This window comes from Ferruginibacter paludis (assembly GCF_030409685.1).
In the GTDB taxonomy this organism is placed as follows: domain Bacteria; phylum Bacteroidota; class Bacteroidia; order Chitinophagales; family Chitinophagaceae; genus Ferruginibacter; species Ferruginibacter paludis.
The window spans coordinates 56,133-73,097 of record NZ_JAUFQJ010000008.1 but is presented as its reverse complement, the minus strand read 5'-3'; the positions used below and the strand labels follow the sequence as shown (position 1 = coordinate 73,097).

Here is a 16,965-nt window from a genome sequence, read left to right as displayed (position 1 = left end):
GAGATCTAAACAGGCTGTATTGGTATTTTTTGATATCTATACAGCCCGGTAATTTATGAAAAAGGATAGAGACTCGTGACTTTTGAACAGTTGGCTAAAGTGTAACAACAGTTATAAAGCGGCTTTTGCCAGCTTGCCCAATACTTTCAATCCATGTGCTGTTTGCTCATTCCATTCCAGTCCATAGCTAAGGCGCATACAATTGTTGAATTGGTTTTGCAGCGTAAACATACGTCCGGGTGAAAAGGTAATTTTTTTGCTTACTGCCGCGTTGTATAATTCGATGCTGTCAATTTGTTTTGGTAGTTCAACCCACAGGGATAATCCCCCCTGTGGCCTGCTGATTTTGGTGCCATCCGGAAAAGATTCGCCGATCAATCTTACATATTGCAGGTAGTTGGCGTGCAGCGTTCTTCTTAATTGTCTCAGGTGTGCTTCGTACCTGCCTGTTTCCAAAAAATTACCAATCACCTCATGTGTGATGGGCGTACTGCAAAGGCTGTGAAATAATTTTATTTTCATCACTTCATTCATGAATTTCCCGGGGGCCACCCAGCCGACCCGGTATGCCGGAGCAAGCGTTTTGGAAACAGAACTGCACAACAGAACCATTCCGCTTTCGTCATACGATTTGCAACAGGTCGGTCTTTTATCTCCAAAATAAAGATCACCATACAGATCATCTTCAATCAGCGGCACATTATATTGCTCCAGTAATTTTACTGCTGCTTTTTTATTTTCTTCAGGCATCAGGCTGCCAAACGGGTTGTTGAAATTGCTCACAAACAGGCATGCAGCGAGTTTGGTTTTTGCGACAATCTTTTTGAGCGAATCCATGTCCACGCCCGTTTGCGGACTCGTTGGTAATTCCAGCACTTTTAAACCAAGGCTTTGTGCCAGTTGTAAAATGCCATAAAAACAAGGGCTTTCTACCGCAATGGTATCACCGCGTTTGGTCAACGCCATCAGGCAATAAGAAATAGCCGATATGCAGCCTGCGGTGGTTAAAATATCTTTTTCAGCAAGATTGCCTTTCCAGTTAAAAGACCACCTGGCAACCTGTGTCCGCAACTTTTCATTTCCCTGCAAGGGCTCATACATGGTCCCTCCACCAGGCAACGATCTTACCGCCTGCAGCATGCCTTTATTTAATTTGGCGATGGGCAGCAATGCAACAGCCGGTACACCTCTTGAAAAAACAGTAAAGCTTTTTTCGCTGGCATTGTTGAAAGCATTTTCAAAAATATCGGTTACCGTTTTTACAACCGGCGTACTCACAGGCCTGCTTGCTTCCGGCATTGCCATTTTTTTGCGGAAAGAATTGCTTACATAGTAGCCAGATTGTGGTCTTGATTCTATCAGCGATTTTCCTTCCAGCTCGTAGTAGGCAAACTGTGCCGTGCTCATGCTTACACCATGCTGCCGGCAGATCATCCTGATAGAAGGAAGTTTGTCACCCACCTTTAAAATATCCTTGCTGATTTGCTGTTCCAGGCTGTTGGCGATTTTTATATAGAGTAATTCTTTGCCGGGTGATTTTTGCTTCATAAATGAACTGTATTGGTCAAAAATACTAAAATTGTATCTGTGCTGGTAAAAATAATTTGTTCACTTTTGCAATGAATACGCACGGTTTTTTTTATAAATAACATGAATGAAATGGAAACCTTGGCCAATATTGCTTTTCAAACGATTGACTGGAGCTCAATTGAAAAAACGATTCACCCGGGAGAAACGGGAGAGGTCTGTTGGCAAACTTTTCAGTTGCCTGGATTGCGTATAAGAATAGTGGAGTATTCTGCGGGATATCTCGCAGACCACTGGTGCAGGAAGGGGCATATTGTTCATTGCCTTAGTGGAGAGCTAACAAGCGAAATGGAAACAGGGGAATATTTTACCTTAACAAGCGGAATGACTTATGTTGTTTCGGATAACCTGAGTTCCCATCGTTCAATTACAAAGGATGCGGTAAAATTATTGATCATTGATGGCGACTTTTTAAAATAGCATACACTAAATGGATAACTATTTACTGAATGATTCAGCGCAAGCTGCTGTGTTGCTGGAACAAATAAAAGTGCAAAGTCTAGCTTATTTGCAGAATCTTTCCAACAGACCAACGACTGCTGATGTGCAAGTTGAAACAACAGATCAATTAAACAGCGAAGGTGTTGGAACGGCCAATGCCCTGCAGCAATTTAATGACCGGTTTGAGAAAATAATGGTGGCCTCATCCGGGCCGAGATACTGGGGTTTTGTAACGGGAGGAACAACGCCGGCGGCCATTGCAGGTGATTGGCTTGCGACTGTATATGATCAAAATACACAGACAGCAAACGGGCAAGGCGATATTTCTGCTATTATTGAAAAAGAAACTATTCAGTTATTATTGAACCTGCTGAATCTTCCGGCGGATTTTTTAGGCGGATTTGTTACCGGAGCTACCATGTCAAATTTTACCTGTCTTGGTGTTGCCAGGCAATGGGTAGGTAAAGTGTTGAATAAAGATTTTGCAAAAGAAGGAGTTTCACCCGCAGATATCAACATATTTTCAGCCACGCCGCATTCTTCTTCTGTTAAAGCCTTATCCATGCTGGGCATAGGCAGTTCAAGTTATACCCGGGTAAAAACTCTTGAAAGTAACAGGGAAGCCATTGATATGGATGATTTACAAAATAAAATAAACGAACTGAATGGAAAGCCCTTTATCTTGATATCCAGTGCTGGTACAGTAAACACAGTTGACTTTGACGATTTTAATACGATTGTGCAGCTTAAAAATAAGTACAATTTCTTTTGGCATATTGATGCCGCTTTTGGAGGTTTTGCAGCCTGTTCGCCTAAGTATAAATACCTGGTAGATGGCTGGCAATATGCAGACAGTATAACCATCGATTGTCATAAATGGCTGAACGTGCCGTATGAAAATGGTTGCTGGCTGATAAAAGAAAAACACAAGTTGCTGCAGGTAGAAACATTTCAAAATTCCAATGCGCCTTATTTGGGAGACCCGTTGGAGCATTTTAGTTACCTCAATTTTTTGCCGGAAAACTCAAGGCGTCTGAAGGCATTGCCGGTATGGTTTTCGTTAATTGCCTATGGCAAAAACGGCTACAAGGACATTGTGGAAAACTGCATTGGGATGGCCAAGCAGTTCGGAAATTTTATACAGCAACAAAAGGCGTTGGAGCTTTTGGCGCCGGTAAGATTAAACACCGTTTGTTTTACCCTTAACGGACAAGAAGAACAATCAAGAGTGCAAACCCTTCTTGAAAATATTAACGCTTCCGGAAGGATTTTTATGACTGCCACTGTATACAAAGGGCGCATTGCAATAAGAGCCGCATTTGTAAACTGGCGTACCAGCATAAGTGATATTGATATAGCCATTGAAGTTGTGGAAGAAGAATTACAAAAAATGTATAGTTAACTAAATTTATATTGATATGAAAAAAGCAGTGATTATTGCCTTCGATCATTTTACAGACATAGACGTATTTCTTCCATGGGATTTATTGAACAGGGTGCGTCAGATTCAAAAAGATTTCGAAGTTAGAATTATTGGCACAGCCCCGGAACATCGGTCTGCATGTGGCATTAGCCTAGCCATGCAAGGACAAATAGAAGAAAGCAAGGAAGCTGACCTTGTATTTTTTGCAAGTGGCTCAGGTACCAGGGCCTTGTATAAAAACAAAACCTGGCTCGAGCGTTTTCAGTTGAATCCGGGCAGGCAAATTATTTGCTCTATGTGTTCAGGAGCTTTACTGCTTGCAGGGCTCGGTTTACTGGATGGTTTTACAGCTACCACTTATCCATCTGTGTTTAAAGAGTTGAAAGAAATGGGTGTTGACGTAATAGAAGATCAGCACCTGGTCACACATGACAATATTGCCACGGCGGCAGGTTGTCTTGCCGTTGTTGATTTGCTTGGCTGGGCGATTGCAAAATTGTACGATGAAAAAACGGCGCAGGCTATGATTGCATCGGTGCTGCCGGTAGGGCAGGGGCAGGTTTGTATTTACTAAATCCTGCCAATAAAATGGCCACCATGCTATATACATATTCACCCGGGTAAAGAAAAAATAATTTTACCCGGGTGAATTTTATCATTTCTTTCACTAAACGAAATAACAGCTTTGGCAATTCATTAAGATTTGTTCTGTTAATTTCATCCCATCAATACTAAATGGCTTTTATCACCAATTTTAGTGGTGTTTAAAAACCATATTTACCAAATCACCGCCTGCATTATTAGAGAACAGTTTTTAATTTAAACCACAACGCCAGGGCACAATTTTACTGCACAAAAATTTACGGGAACACCAACGTTTGCTATAACGGCTGCTATGCACCTTGTTATTTCAGGAAATGAATTTACCAACAGTAAAATTTAAATATAGCCCATGCATACAACTACAAAACCTACTTTCTGGCAGCGATCCGGGGTACACAACTGGTTCCTTAAAAAGGAAGCCGGTGTTACAGAAACATCTTCCATGACCCCTGACCTGGTATACAAATACATCATCGAAAAATTTAAGGAATCTGTTACCGAGTTGTCATTTGCAGATAGAATTATTTTTTACCACGAGTACATTATATGTTTTAGTCCGCCCGATTACAACAAGTTTATGGACAATAATCGCGGCATCTTTTCGCTCATCATCAAAGAATCAGTAAAAGCTTTCTATACTATTTTACAGGAGCACCGGCAGAAAGGAAAGAAGGTAACGGCTTCTGCAAATAAATGGGTTTTCCGTTTTGTTTCTCACCCCGATTATGAAAAAGGCGACAAGAGTTTTATTGGAAAATTATTGCCTGGAAACAACGTGCAGCAGAAAGAAGAAAATCTCCGTGTAACTTTTATTCCACGCCAGACCGGTATTGCACAAACATTTGATATTGCCGATGAAATTTTAAAAGACTTTACTTTTTACAGCGATGGCTATTACGAAATTCCCTGGAACGAAGGGCTGGTACTGGGTGACGTGAATGATCCAAAAGTCCCCAGGTACCTTGCCCGGTTAGAGGCCACACTTCCCGATAAAAAATTCGCCGGAAAAAAACTGGAATACCTCATTAAAGACGACATCATTACCGTGGCCGGTATAGATGAACAGCCAGACCAGCGGGCAGTTTTCCGCGTTCCATCAGAATGGGTTTCTTCACCACATCTTTCTATCCGCTACGATAAAGTTGCGGATAAATTTTTTGTTGCATCTTTTGGTGAAAAGACCATCGTTAATGAAAATGAAGTAGGAAATAGTACTCGTGATGTGCCTATCTGGACGGAGCTTCCGATGAACTCAAGAATTGTTTTAAATGGCATTGTTTCTATCAACATTTTTAAAGTATAACATGGACAAATTCTTAGCGATAGGATTGTTGGTGATCAGCCTGGTGTTGCTGGTAGCACATTTTTCTGACATTAAACAAACGCACAAAAATGGCTGAATACTTTTTTGGTATGACAGATAAAGGCCGGCGCAGGGAGAAGAATGAAGACACTTTCTTCGTCCGTGAAATTATCAACAAGCGGTTTTTGGTAGCCTGCGTAATTGATGGTGTGGGCGGCTATAAAGGTGGTGATATTGCTGCCGCTATTGCCCGGTCGGTTATTATGAAAAAGCTGGAAACCATTTCGGAAGATGTGATTGAAACCTTGCAGCAGGCCATTGTTGCGGCCAATACAAAAATTAACCAGCAAAAAAAGCCCGGTGCTAAAAACGAGCGCATGGCCTGTGTATTAACCTGTGCCGTGGTGGATATCAAAAATAGTAAATGCTGGTATGCGCATGTGGGCGACACAAGAATTTATTTACTGCGTGATCGTTCGCTGATCAAGATATCAAGGGATCATTCTGCCGTGGGATTTTTGGAAGAGTCCGGAAGGTTATCAGAGGAAGAAGCCATGCGGCATCCGAGAAGAAACGAGATTAATAAAGCACTGGGCTTTGAAGAAGACATCACAACCGCCGAAGATTTTATTGAGACAGGTGAATCACCTTTTCTTTCAGGTGATCTGTTGTTGCTATGCAGTGATGGCCTTACAGATATGATCAGTTCAGCAACCATTATTTCGGTTCTGACCACAGAAAAAAGTTTGGCAGCAAAAGCGAAGGCATTAATTGATGCAGCCAACGATGCTGGTGGAAATGATAATATTACCGCAGTACTCGTAGAAAACAATAAGGAGCCAAAACTAAAACCCGAACCAGTAAGGGTGGAAAGAAAAAAAGAGCTGATTACATCACCTCTTTCTGCAGATGAACTGCTTCCGAAAAAAGATAAAATATCTTCTAAGAAAAGTCGCGGAAGCCGCCTAGTATTGCTGACACTGCTTTTTATTGCCATAGTTGGTGTTGCATTGATGGCCGCCTATAAAAAAAGTATGGTGCCAAAAGCGGTGATGCCAGCTACCGTTGCACCGAAAAAGAATGAAGTGCTCAATCAGCTGATGGTACAAATCAATGATTCAACCAAAACAGTTGTGCTGCCGGCAGAAGGTACGGTGCTGGAAATAGCTGCCCCGGTTACAATTAGCAAAGACAGTTTTTATCTGAAAGGCAATGGCTCTATCCTCATGGCAGACAGTGCCTTTAAAGGGCCGGCACTAATCATCAATGCATCCGCAAAACACATTGTACTTGACAGCCTGGTATTTAAAAATTTTGATGTAGGGTTGATGTTGCAGAAGAACAATGTTGTCTTAAAAAATGTACGCTTTGTCAATTGCCGTATACCGGTACAGTACGCTGTGTTTTTTGCAGATTCACTCGTATCCGGAAAGTTTAAAGATTCCATATTTATCACGCATTCAAATACTAAATAATCCATGGCGGCTATCCCCCAACCGTTTACTAACAGAAAGCTGGAACGCCTTATCCTGCTGCTTATCGGTGGCATCATGGCCATGTTGTTTTGGAAATTATATGCTGTATTACAACGTGACTTTGCAGATGTGGATACGCGGCTGCAAAACGGCACGATGATCAATCTGAATGCAGGAAAGCCGGGTGAAAGCATGGAAGGTTTATTGAAGAATGGTTTGTATTTCGAAGACCCGAAGGACATCGCATTTGCAGCTGCAACCGTGTCCGCAAAAGATGCCGGTTCCATCATGGATAATATCGGCGAACTCAATAAGAAAAAATATTTTGTAAATGCAGAAGAGGCTTTTGTAAAGGGTGGAAAATCTTTTAAGAAAAGGGTGCTGCTGTCAAGAAATTTACTGGGCTTTGCCGAGGCAGATTCCATTACTTATGAAAAAGAAAAATTACATCCGTTAGCAGTTACGGCACAAACAAATGTTAACCTTGGCAGGTACAATATTTCGGGCAACATTAAAGGCGCCGATGATCGTCCGGCTTCCGGCGTGCTGGTAAGATTAAAATTGCTGGTGCCGCAGGATAGCAGTACTGCTGCCGATCAGCTCGAAGATGAAAACATCACCATACAGTTTAAGGACGGTGTCAGAAGAATCTATGTTCCTGATTCAGCAAAGAACCTGCAGTTACTTTCTTTCAATGCCTATGCACGGACGGACGCATCCGGCAAATACAGTTTCTCGGGATTACCTGAAAATAAATCCTATGAAATTATTCCGCTGCAACCCGGATATGAATTTGGACGTTCACAGGGAATAGAAAAATTACAAAATGATGCCAGTTTTAATTTTGTACAGTCGCCCCATACCATGCGGCTTTTTGCTGCCAAAGATTTCAGCACTTTTAAAAAAGAAAAAGCCTTTTTGGTAAGAACACCGGCCGAAGTAACCAACTGGTTCTGGACAATCACCATCACATTTTTTGCAGCCTTCTTTTTACTGCACCTCATCTTCACCATTCGTTTTCCGGCGACCGACCAGTTGTTGTTACCGGTGATCATGATACTGACGGGCATTTCATTCATCACCCTGTTCAGCCTGCAGGATCCTTTGCGTGACCGCTTCCTTGCAAAAAGTACCTTTATTTATTTCTGCATCGGGCTTGCTGGCATACTGGCATTGCAGTTCATCAACCTTAAAAAATTTACGCCTGATACCGCCTTCTACCGCTTTTTTGTTTTAACAAACGACCGGAAAGCAGCGAACGGCTGGCCATGGGCATTGGGTGCTGCGGGGTTATTATGCCTTACTATTCTATTTGGGACAGGTCCTGAAGGTAGTGGGGTTAAAGTAAACTTGTTTGGCTTTCAGCCGAGCGAGATTGTTAAATACATGGTCATCATTTTTCTTGCCGGCTTCTTTGCAAAAAATGAAAAATTCATTTCCGAATATCCTTCCTTTAATAAAAGAGTCTCGTTTTTTGTCTTTGCAGTGTTTGCCATCGTTTCAACTATTTTGTTGTTCCTGGCATTGGGAGATCTTGGCCCGGCCATCGTTTGCTGTTTTACCTTCATCGTACTCTTTTCTTTTTCAAGAGGCGATTTTATGCAGGTGGTTGCGGCCATGCTGTTGTATGCCATCGCCGCCTGGATCTTTAAAAATCCCTGGTATGCAACCGGTATTACAGCAGCGGCACTTGCATTGTACATGCTGGTTGCTAAAAAGAATTTGAGTGAATCAGCGGTGATGGCACTGGTGGTTGTAAGCGGATTTTTATTGCTGGATAAAATACCCGTGTTGGCAAAAATAATTCCGGGACCGATACAAAGACTGGTGGACCGTAAAGCCATCTGGTCAGATGCGTGGAACAACCAGGTATATGGCGGCGACCAGGTTGCCAATGGTATATGGGCAATTTCAACAGGGGGCATTACAGGCCAGGGTGCCGGTGAAGGTTTTGCCAAAACAATTCCGGAAGCACATACAGATATGATATTACCCGCCATTGGTGAAGAATTTGGATGGGCGGGTATCACCTGTATTTTTATTTTATTCCTAATTTATTTACATCGATCCATCATTATAGGACGACAGGCAGGTGCACCCTTCTTATTTTATTTATGTGCCGGTGCAGGCATCGGAACTTTTGTACAATTTCTGCTCATTGCGGGTGGTTCTACAGGCGCATTGCCTTTATCAGGAGTTGCATTACCATTTATCAGTTATGGCGGAACTTCTCTCTTGTGCAGCATGATAGCGGCCGGTTTTTTATTGAGTGTATCGAGACAAAGCGGCACGCAGGTGCAAATGAAATACATCACCCAGCGGCAGGATAAAAATTTAATGCCGGCTTTACTGGCGGCCTGCATGGCGATACTGCTTTTAGCAATCAATGTATCCGGTTATACTTTTCATGAAAAGAAATGGATCGTGGAACCTGCACTGGTGGCAGATCGCAGCGGTGCAAGAATGTACAGTTACAATCCAAGAATCAATATTTTAATGAGCCGTTTGCAGGCAGGTAATGTGTTTGACCGCAACGGAAGACTGCTGGCATCAAGTGATCCGCAGTTAGTACAGGATCAAAAAGATTCGATGATAGCACTCGGCATTCCAACAGAGAATATACAGTCACTTGCATATAAAAGATTGGAGCGCTATTATCCTTTTGGTGAGCATATGTTCTTTTGGACAGGTGATGCCAACACTGGGATTTTTGCCGGTGGCAGCAATGGTTATTTTGCGGAGTATGCGCATGCCGCTGAACTTCGTGGATTTCCGGCACCGGTTGTTAAATACCAGGTGAGCGCCAACCGCTTTCGTGCGGAACGTTTTTTGCCCATGACTGAAACAGAAATGACGGTAACAAGAAGGGATTATACAGCGCTTACCAATTTGCTGGTTGCCGGCATCAACAGTGAAGAAGTAGCGCAGTTTAAAAAACGCAACCGCGATGTCACGCTCAGCATGGATGCTGCCTTACAAACAAAAATTGAACTTGCTATACAAGGCGATGATAGTGTGAACAGGAAACGTGTTTCGGTAGTCGTGATGGAAGATAACACGGGTGATGTACTGGCTTCAGCCTGCTGGCCTTTGCCACCAGTGAACGATTGGGAAAGGCTGAGTTTATCTGAAAATGAAATTAATAAATTGCCAGGCTGGAATGTGAATACGGATATTGGTTTCACACATGCCACGCAACCCGGTTCAACAGCGAAACTGGTTACGGCCATGGCAGCATTTAATAAACTGGGTGCTGCTGCTGCAAAAAAAACTATCCGGGTATATCCAAAAGATTTGATCCGTGTTACTGGTCCTGAGCCGGATGAAGCGGGTATGATTAACATTGAAAAAGCAATTGTAAAATCCAACAATTCATTTTTTATAAGGCTTGCCAATGAGGAAAGATTGCAGGAAGAAATGGCAACCCTGTACATGCAATCCGGTATGTTTTTGCATGGTGTTGGCGGTTATTATTTCGACAATGAAAGTGGCAACAACGCACAAGAGGAAAAGTGGAGGGAGCTGTGGAGAGCAACAGAATTTAAAAGTCTCAACCGGTACAATCCTGAAAACATCCGCCGAACAAGAGCCATTGGTATATCGGGTATGTCATGGGGACAGGGTGAACTGGTAGCAACCCCCGCAGCTGTAGCAAGGGTTGCAGCGGGTATTTCCAACAATGGTTTGATGATGCCCAACAGGTACGTGCTGAATGTAAATGGCGAAGCGGTTGGCACCAGGCCGGGCGTAGCAATAGCCAAGGATTCATTATATGCACAATACATGCAAACCTACATGCGGGAGCAAAGCGCTCCCAAGAAATCAAAGCTGGGGCTGCTGGTCGCAGGTAAAACAGGCACTCCCGAAAGGATTGTTAAAGGCGAAAGCATCAACGACGGCTGGTATGTTTTTTTTGCACCTGAAGTGAAAGGCACGGGTCACCTGGTGGTTTGCATAAGAATCGAAGGCGCAAAGGGTTCAAGCGATGCAGTTCGGTTGGCAGGCAGGCACATCGTACCCTTATTGCTGGAACGCAATTATATCAAAAGTTTTGATCCGCTCAAGAAAACGGAAGGGTCGATGGCCAGCGATAATGGAATGAATTAATGCAGGCAGTGATGAGCATAACAGTAATAAATCATTTTAAAAAAGTAACCCAAATATGTTTAAGTTATTCAAAGAACGTCCGCACGATGTAAAGTTTATCCGCAACATTTTATCGCAGTTCATCAAAGAAAGATTGCAGCGGGCGCAGGGCGGAGAAGGTGCCAACATCATGGGCGTTTATATTTTTATCAATTGCAGTGATGCGGAAAAACATTTGTATGAAGCGGCAGTGTTTGCCAATGTACCCGGCAAATTTAAACTGGAAGAAGTACAGCGCATAGCGGATGATTATGCCATCACCTTATCACCATCTTTTAAATGTGATATTGTTTTTACAGACAAATTCCCGCCACAGGCTGACCTGATAAAAGACATCAATGCAGCCGTGTTTATCTCTACAAAAAAATCTGGTCTTATCAATAAAAAGAGCCAGGCTTTCATTAAGGTATTGAATGGTGAAGCGGAGCATGAAAGCTACTCGCTTGATGCAGCAAACGGGAGAATCAATATTGGCCGCGAAGCTAAAGTGCAGGCCGCCGGCAACTACATGCGCAAAAATACCATCGCCTTTAAACCCAATGAAATCAACCGTTCTGTAAGCCGCCAGCATGCGCACATTGAATGGGAAGCAGACAGTAACTCCTTCCTGGTTTTTGCAGATGAAGGGGGTATTCCACCCAACAATAAAATGAAAGTGCGGACGCCCGAAGGTGTGCTGATTAAAATGCAGGCAATAGAAGTCGGGCACCGGTTGCAGGAAGGTGACCAGGTTATTTTAGGCGATTCGGCTGTGCTTGAATTTACTTATTCGGGGGGCAATTATTAATATGGCAAAAGTATTTACGATAACAGAAGGATTGGAAAATCTCGGTGCATTAAAATCGGGCGGACAGGGCTCTGTGTATAAGGCCAGGAAGACCGGTGAAATCATCACGGCAATAAAAATCATCCCAACACCCATCGCCAGCGAAACGGAAGATGACAAACATTTTGCCTCTTTTCAGAATGAAGTGCAGAAATTAAAAAAGGTAAATGAAATTCCCAACCCGAATGTAGTCAGCATTATTGCTTCGGGCATTACCAGTTCCGGCAATTTGCCTTACATTGAAATGGAATATATAGAAGGCCCCGACCTGGGTGAATTGCTAAAACCGCCTTATGAACCTGTGTTTACGGTGAAGGAAACCATCAAGGTTGCAGACCAGTTAGCGAATGCATTGGCCCACTGTCACCGGGCAAATATCAAGCATGGTGATATCAAAAGCAACAACGTAAAATTCAATCAGCGTACCGGTAATTATATGTTGCTGGATTTTGGTTTGTCTGTAATGTCAGATGAACAAAGACGTACCAGCATTCGCTATGCCGGCGCCATTGAATTTATGGCACCCGAGCAAAGCAGCGGCGAGACATTGTTTGAGACCGACGTCTATAGTTTTGGCATTATCCTTTTTGAACTACTGGCTGGCATCGTTCCCTTTCCTTTAACCAACAAAGGCGAGATGGCGAGAAACGCGGTAATGCTGGCACACATGGAAACATTGCCGCCGGATATCATCACGCTCCGCCGCGAAGCCATCAGCGATTTATGGAACAGCGAGAAGCAGGAAAGAGAAATGCAGATTCCATTGTGGCTGATTACGATGATCTACAAGTGTCTCGAAAAAAGTCCTTCCAAACGCTTTAAAAATGGCAGTGAGTTACAGGAGTTTATACATGAAGGAGCGCTGGCGGAGGAAAGGAAAAAAAACATTCCTGTTTCTGTAATACAAGCACCCATAATGTCAATTGATGAATTGACCTGGCGGAGCCAAATAAACAATTTACAAAATCAGCTGGCGGCTAAAGAGGCATTGCTGAGCGAATTGCAGTACCAGGTGGAAGCGAAGGATAAGGAATTATATCACTCAAGTCTTAAGAAGCGAGGTGGAATTTCAAAACCATTGTTTTTTGTGGTGCTACTTGTTGCACTAGGCTTAACTGGCTTTACCGCGTACAACAAATTCTACAATCCGGGTAAGGAAAATCAAGCTGAAGTTGGGGCTCAGCTGAATGATAAGCCACCAATAATTCCTGCAGATTCATCGCTCGTAGCAGCAAATAAACCAGACAAAAAAATAAAAAATAAGTGGGCTAAAAATGCAAGTGCAACTACAGGCGAACATCTTAAACCGGTTAAAAAAACGGGCGTGACGGGAGATTCCACGTCGCATAGAAAGAAGCATCATGCAATAAACGAATATGAGGTAATTAACACCGCTTATTTTTATGATATGCCGGACAAAACCACCCGACGCAATGTTTATTTAACTTCCGGCTCTGTAAATTTTACAACTCTTGATGAAAAAAATGATTTTGTGTATGTAGAAATAAAGGGCGATGATGGTACAAAAACGAGGGGTTGGTTATTGAAAAAGGATTTTATCCCTGCCAACGACTATTAGTTTTTCTATTGTAAAAGTGAGTTTTGGTGGTTGTTAAGCGGGCGTTTTGCAAGTGCAAAACGCTTTTTCATTTTCAGGCCGAAACCGATTCAGACCGATATATGGCAGAATTATTGCCACTCATCAATTTTTAGGAAAACATTAGACCTTAATCAGTTGTTAATCCAATAAACACAATCATTTTTCCGTTAATTTTATATCATGCTTAAAATCCAGCAGTTTATTATGAGTAAAAAATTTTTACCGGTTTTACTGGTGTTAACGGTTGCAAGCCTCTTCGTAGCTTTTCAAACTCAGGGACGTGGGGGAGGAGACAATCCAAAGACAAAAAATGAAAAGATATTGCGCAATGTGGGAATGTTGCTGGAACAGGGCCATTACAGCCCAAAAAATATCAATGACAGTTTTTCCAAACAGGTGCTGAACCGGTTTGTAAAAGATCTGGATGAAGATAAAAGTATCTTTCTGCAAAGTGATATTGACAGTTTTTCAAAGTTTGAAAACAGGATAGATGATGAGATTCATGGTGCTAAACTGGAATCATTCTATGCAATAAATGACAGTTATACCCGCCGCCTCAACCAGGCATCACAGTATTTTACCGACCTCCTGAGCAAACCATTTGATTTTACTAAAGATGAAAATGTTTTGCTGGATGGTGATAAATTAAGTTATCCCAAAACAGAAGCTGATAAAAAAGAAGCATGGCGCAAGCGTTTAAAGTATATGGTGCTTAGCAAATACTCTGATATGCTGGATGACCGGGAAGCCAATAAAAATAAAAAGCCTTTGTTTGCTGCAGATAGCGCCGGAGCCCTTGGAAAGGCAGCCCCCAAAAAGTTTGTTTATAAAGCAGATTCCACCCTGGAAAGAGAAGCAAGAGATATGATCCGCAAACAAATTGACCGTTATTTCACTACGCTTAAAACGCATAACACGAATGACGAGTTGTTCAGTTCTTTTGTAAATGCAATAACAGGTGAAATGGATCCGCACAGCAATTACTTTGCACCTGTTGATAGTCGTGGTTTTAATGAAATGATGAGTGGAAAATTTTATGGTATCGGTGCTCAATTAAAAGAAGAAGAAAGTAAAATAAAAATTGCCAGTCTTATAACTGGAATGCCCGCCTGGAAATCTGGCGAGATAGGTGTAAACGACGAAGTAATAAAAATCGGCCAGGGTAATGCAGAACCGGTTGATGTAACCGGCTATGCTGTCACCGATGCTGTAAAACTGATCCGAGGTTCTGAAGCAGGAACAGAAGTTAGACTGACCGTTCGTAAACCCGATGGTAGTATAAAAATAGTAAGCTTAAAAAGAGGCGAGATAAAACTGGAAGATACATTCGCCAAAAGTGCTATTATTAAAGGAGAACACAAGATTGGTTATATCTACCTGCCGGAATTTTACATGGATTTTGAAAAACCCAATGGTGCAAAATGCTCCGAAGATGTGGCCAAAGAAATTGTAAAATTAAAAGCCGAAAATGTGGAAGGTATTGTGATGGACCTGCGTGGTAATGGCGGCGGATCTTTACCTGAAGTGGTAAAAATGGCAGGATTGTTTATTGAAGATGGTCCTATTTGCCAGGTAAGGGGAAGAGACGAAAAGCAGCCGTATTTATGGAAAGACAGGGATAAAAGCATTTTATACAGTGGCCCTTTAACAGTTATGGTGGATGAAGGCAGTGCCTCTGCTTCTGAAATTTTCGCGGCGGCTATCCAGGATTATAAACGCGGTATTATCATTGGCAGTACATCAACTTATGGAAAGGGAACAGTACAACGCACTATCCCGTTAAATCCGGAAGCAGAAAATCCTGCTTTTGCAAAAAACACAGAAGATCTGGGAACTGTTAAGTTAACACTGCAGAAATTTTACCGCATTAACGGAGGCGCCACTCAATTAAAGGGCGTTACACCGGATGTAGTAATTCCCGACAGGTATGAATTTTTTAAATCCAGGGAAAAAGACAATGATGCAGCCTTAAACTGGGATGAGATTAACAAGGCAGACTACCACCCATGGGTTAGTACCTACAGCTCGGATGCTGTTATTAACGCAGCAAAAGATCAGGTGAATACCAGCAGCACCTTCCAGTCAATGAAACAACAAATTGAATGGATAGATAAAAAGAATGATAAAGAAGTGTCACTGAATCTTACAAAATACAAGGCTGATCTTCAGCAAATGAAAACAGCTTACAAACAATTGGACAGTTTATATAAATTGCCTAAAGAATTAACGGTATTGAACAATCCGGCAGATACAACCGGTTTGGGTACTGATAAGGACAGGATGGACAGAAATAAGCAGTTTTTAGACAGGTTAAAAGGAGACATTTATGTAGATGAAACCGTAAAGGTGATGAACAATATGATCAATCAAACGAATATCGCTGTAAATGCTGCATCTGCAGAATCAAAGAAACAGAATTAGTTTAAATAGCTATTTTGCATCAAGGCCGCTTCGATTGAAGCGGTCTTTTTTATTGTGACACGCCCATTCATAATATAAATTCGCCAGTAACTTTTAATTGAGGGGAATAAATGTGCACCTGAAAAAACGGAAATAAAACCGAATGGAATAAATAAAAAAACTTCCACAGCTATTAGTCTTCATAGTCTGTGGAAGAAACATTTTGCTCGCCGGCTGGCCGGCATTTCAGGGATTTACTTTTAGCGTGGTAAACGCTCCAGAAAAATCAGTTTAAATGAATTGTCTGGTTTCAGTATTCGGTCTTTTTTGCCATCATCGCTTTTACGCATAGGCCAGGATATTGGGTCATTGGTTTTGGATCATCATCGCTTTTTACAGCATAGTTCCGGGATATTGGCTTTTTGGTTCTTCATGTCATGAACGCCTTTTGGGTAAATGACAAGGATATTGATTTAAAGTTTGGATCATCATCGCTTTTTACAGCATAGTTCCGGGATATTGGTTTTTGAGCATTCTCGCTTGTTACAGCATAGACTCGGATCTTTCAGGAAACGGATTGTTCTTTTGTTTTGGATTGTTCTGGAAAGAAAGACCTGGTTTTTTTAGCCTGACTTTCTGATACAAATATCCGAACCTTTTATGTACTAAACTAGCGCACCTGTACTCATTTTTATGATTGCATGAATTACCTTCCGGGGCGTATTTTTCCGTGAAACAGGCACGGACTTTTACTAATAATAGCGGATGCATGGATAAATGGGGGGCGCTAAAATAAAAACTTCCACAGCTATCTAGTTTTTCATAGCCTGTGGAAGTAAGATTTTGTGCGTCAGCCGCAACTGACTGTTCAGGATTACATTTGCGGGCTACCTACCAGAAAAATCGTGTTGAATCAATTTACTGGTTTCAGTGTTCTGGTCTTTTGCCATCGTCGCTTTTAACAGCATAGGCTAGGATATTGGTTTGTTGGTTTTTGGATCATCGTCGCTTTTAACAGCATAGATCCGGATATTGGTTTTTTGTTGGTCTTTCAAGTCATCATCGCTTTTAACAGCATAGACAAGGATATTGGTTTACTGGTTTTGATCATCGTCGCTTTTAACAGCATAGATCCGGGATATTGGTTTTGGTTTTTTGAAA

At 42.1% G+C, this 16,965-nt stretch carries 10 protein-coding genes; 9 read left to right on the top strand and 1 reads right to left on the bottom strand.

Annotation, left to right across the window (positions count from 1 at the left end; translation table 11 throughout):
- Positions 1–111: 111 nt before the first annotated feature.
- Entirely contained in the window at positions 112–1,548 is a 1,437-nt protein-coding gene (locus tag QWZ08_RS15860; RefSeq protein ID WP_290338463.1) for an aminotransferase-like domain-containing protein, read from the bottom strand.
- 111 nt (positions 1,549–1,659) lie between these two features.
- Between QWZ08_RS15860 and QWZ08_RS15855 the strand changes: the two genes are divergently transcribed.
- The 9 genes from QWZ08_RS15855 (at position 1,660) to QWZ08_RS15815 (ending at position 15,825) form a co-directional block, all read left to right on the top strand.
- Positions 1,660–2,007 carry a DHCW motif cupin fold protein gene (locus tag QWZ08_RS15855; RefSeq protein ID WP_290338461.1) on the top strand — a complete coding sequence of 116 codons (348 nt, stop codon included), beginning with the start codon at positions 1,660–1,662 and terminating at the stop codon, positions 2,005–2,007.
- 10 nt (positions 2,008–2,017) lie between these two features.
- On the top strand, positions 2,018–3,430 hold the full coding sequence (locus tag QWZ08_RS15850; RefSeq protein WP_290338460.1) for a pyridoxal phosphate-dependent decarboxylase family protein: 1,413 nt from the start codon (positions 2,018–2,020) through the stop codon (positions 3,428–3,430).
- A 16-nt stretch (positions 3,431–3,446) separates the two neighbouring features.
- On the top strand, positions 3,447–4,025 hold the full coding sequence (locus QWZ08_RS15845) for a DJ-1/PfpI family protein (RefSeq protein WP_290338459.1): 579 nt from the start codon (positions 3,447–3,449) through the stop codon (positions 4,023–4,025).
- A 378-nt stretch (positions 4,026–4,403) separates the two neighbouring features.
- Positions 4,404–5,357 (top strand): hypothetical protein, encoded by a 954-nt coding sequence (locus tag QWZ08_RS15840; protein ID WP_290338458.1) that lies wholly within the window; start codon positions 4,404–4,406, stop codon positions 5,355–5,357.
- Positions 5,358–5,446: 89 nt separating this feature from the next.
- Positions 5,447–6,832 (top strand): PP2C family protein-serine/threonine phosphatase, encoded by a 1,386-nt coding sequence (locus tag QWZ08_RS15835; protein ID WP_290338457.1) that lies wholly within the window; start codon positions 5,447–5,449, stop codon positions 6,830–6,832.
- Positions 6,833–6,835: 3 nt separating this feature from the next.
- Entirely contained in the window at positions 6,836–10,939 is a 4,104-nt protein-coding gene (locus tag QWZ08_RS15830) for an FtsW/RodA/SpoVE family cell cycle protein (RefSeq protein WP_290338456.1), read from the top strand.
- Positions 10,940–10,994: 55 nt separating this feature from the next.
- A complete protein-coding gene (locus tag QWZ08_RS15825) occupies positions 10,995–11,765 on the top strand; it encodes an FHA domain-containing protein (RefSeq protein ID WP_290338455.1) in 771 nt (256 codons plus the stop codon).
- 1 nt (position 11,766) lies between these two features.
- Positions 11,767–13,383 (top strand): serine/threonine-protein kinase, encoded by a 1,617-nt coding sequence (locus QWZ08_RS15820; RefSeq protein ID WP_290338453.1) that lies wholly within the window; start codon positions 11,767–11,769, stop codon positions 13,381–13,383.
- Between the two features lie 225 nt (positions 13,384–13,608).
- Positions 13,609–15,825, top strand: a complete 2,217-nt coding sequence (locus QWZ08_RS15815; RefSeq protein ID WP_290338452.1) for a carboxy terminal-processing peptidase — start codon at positions 13,609–13,611, stop codon at positions 15,823–15,825.
- Positions 15,826–16,965: the final 1,140 nt, after the last annotated feature.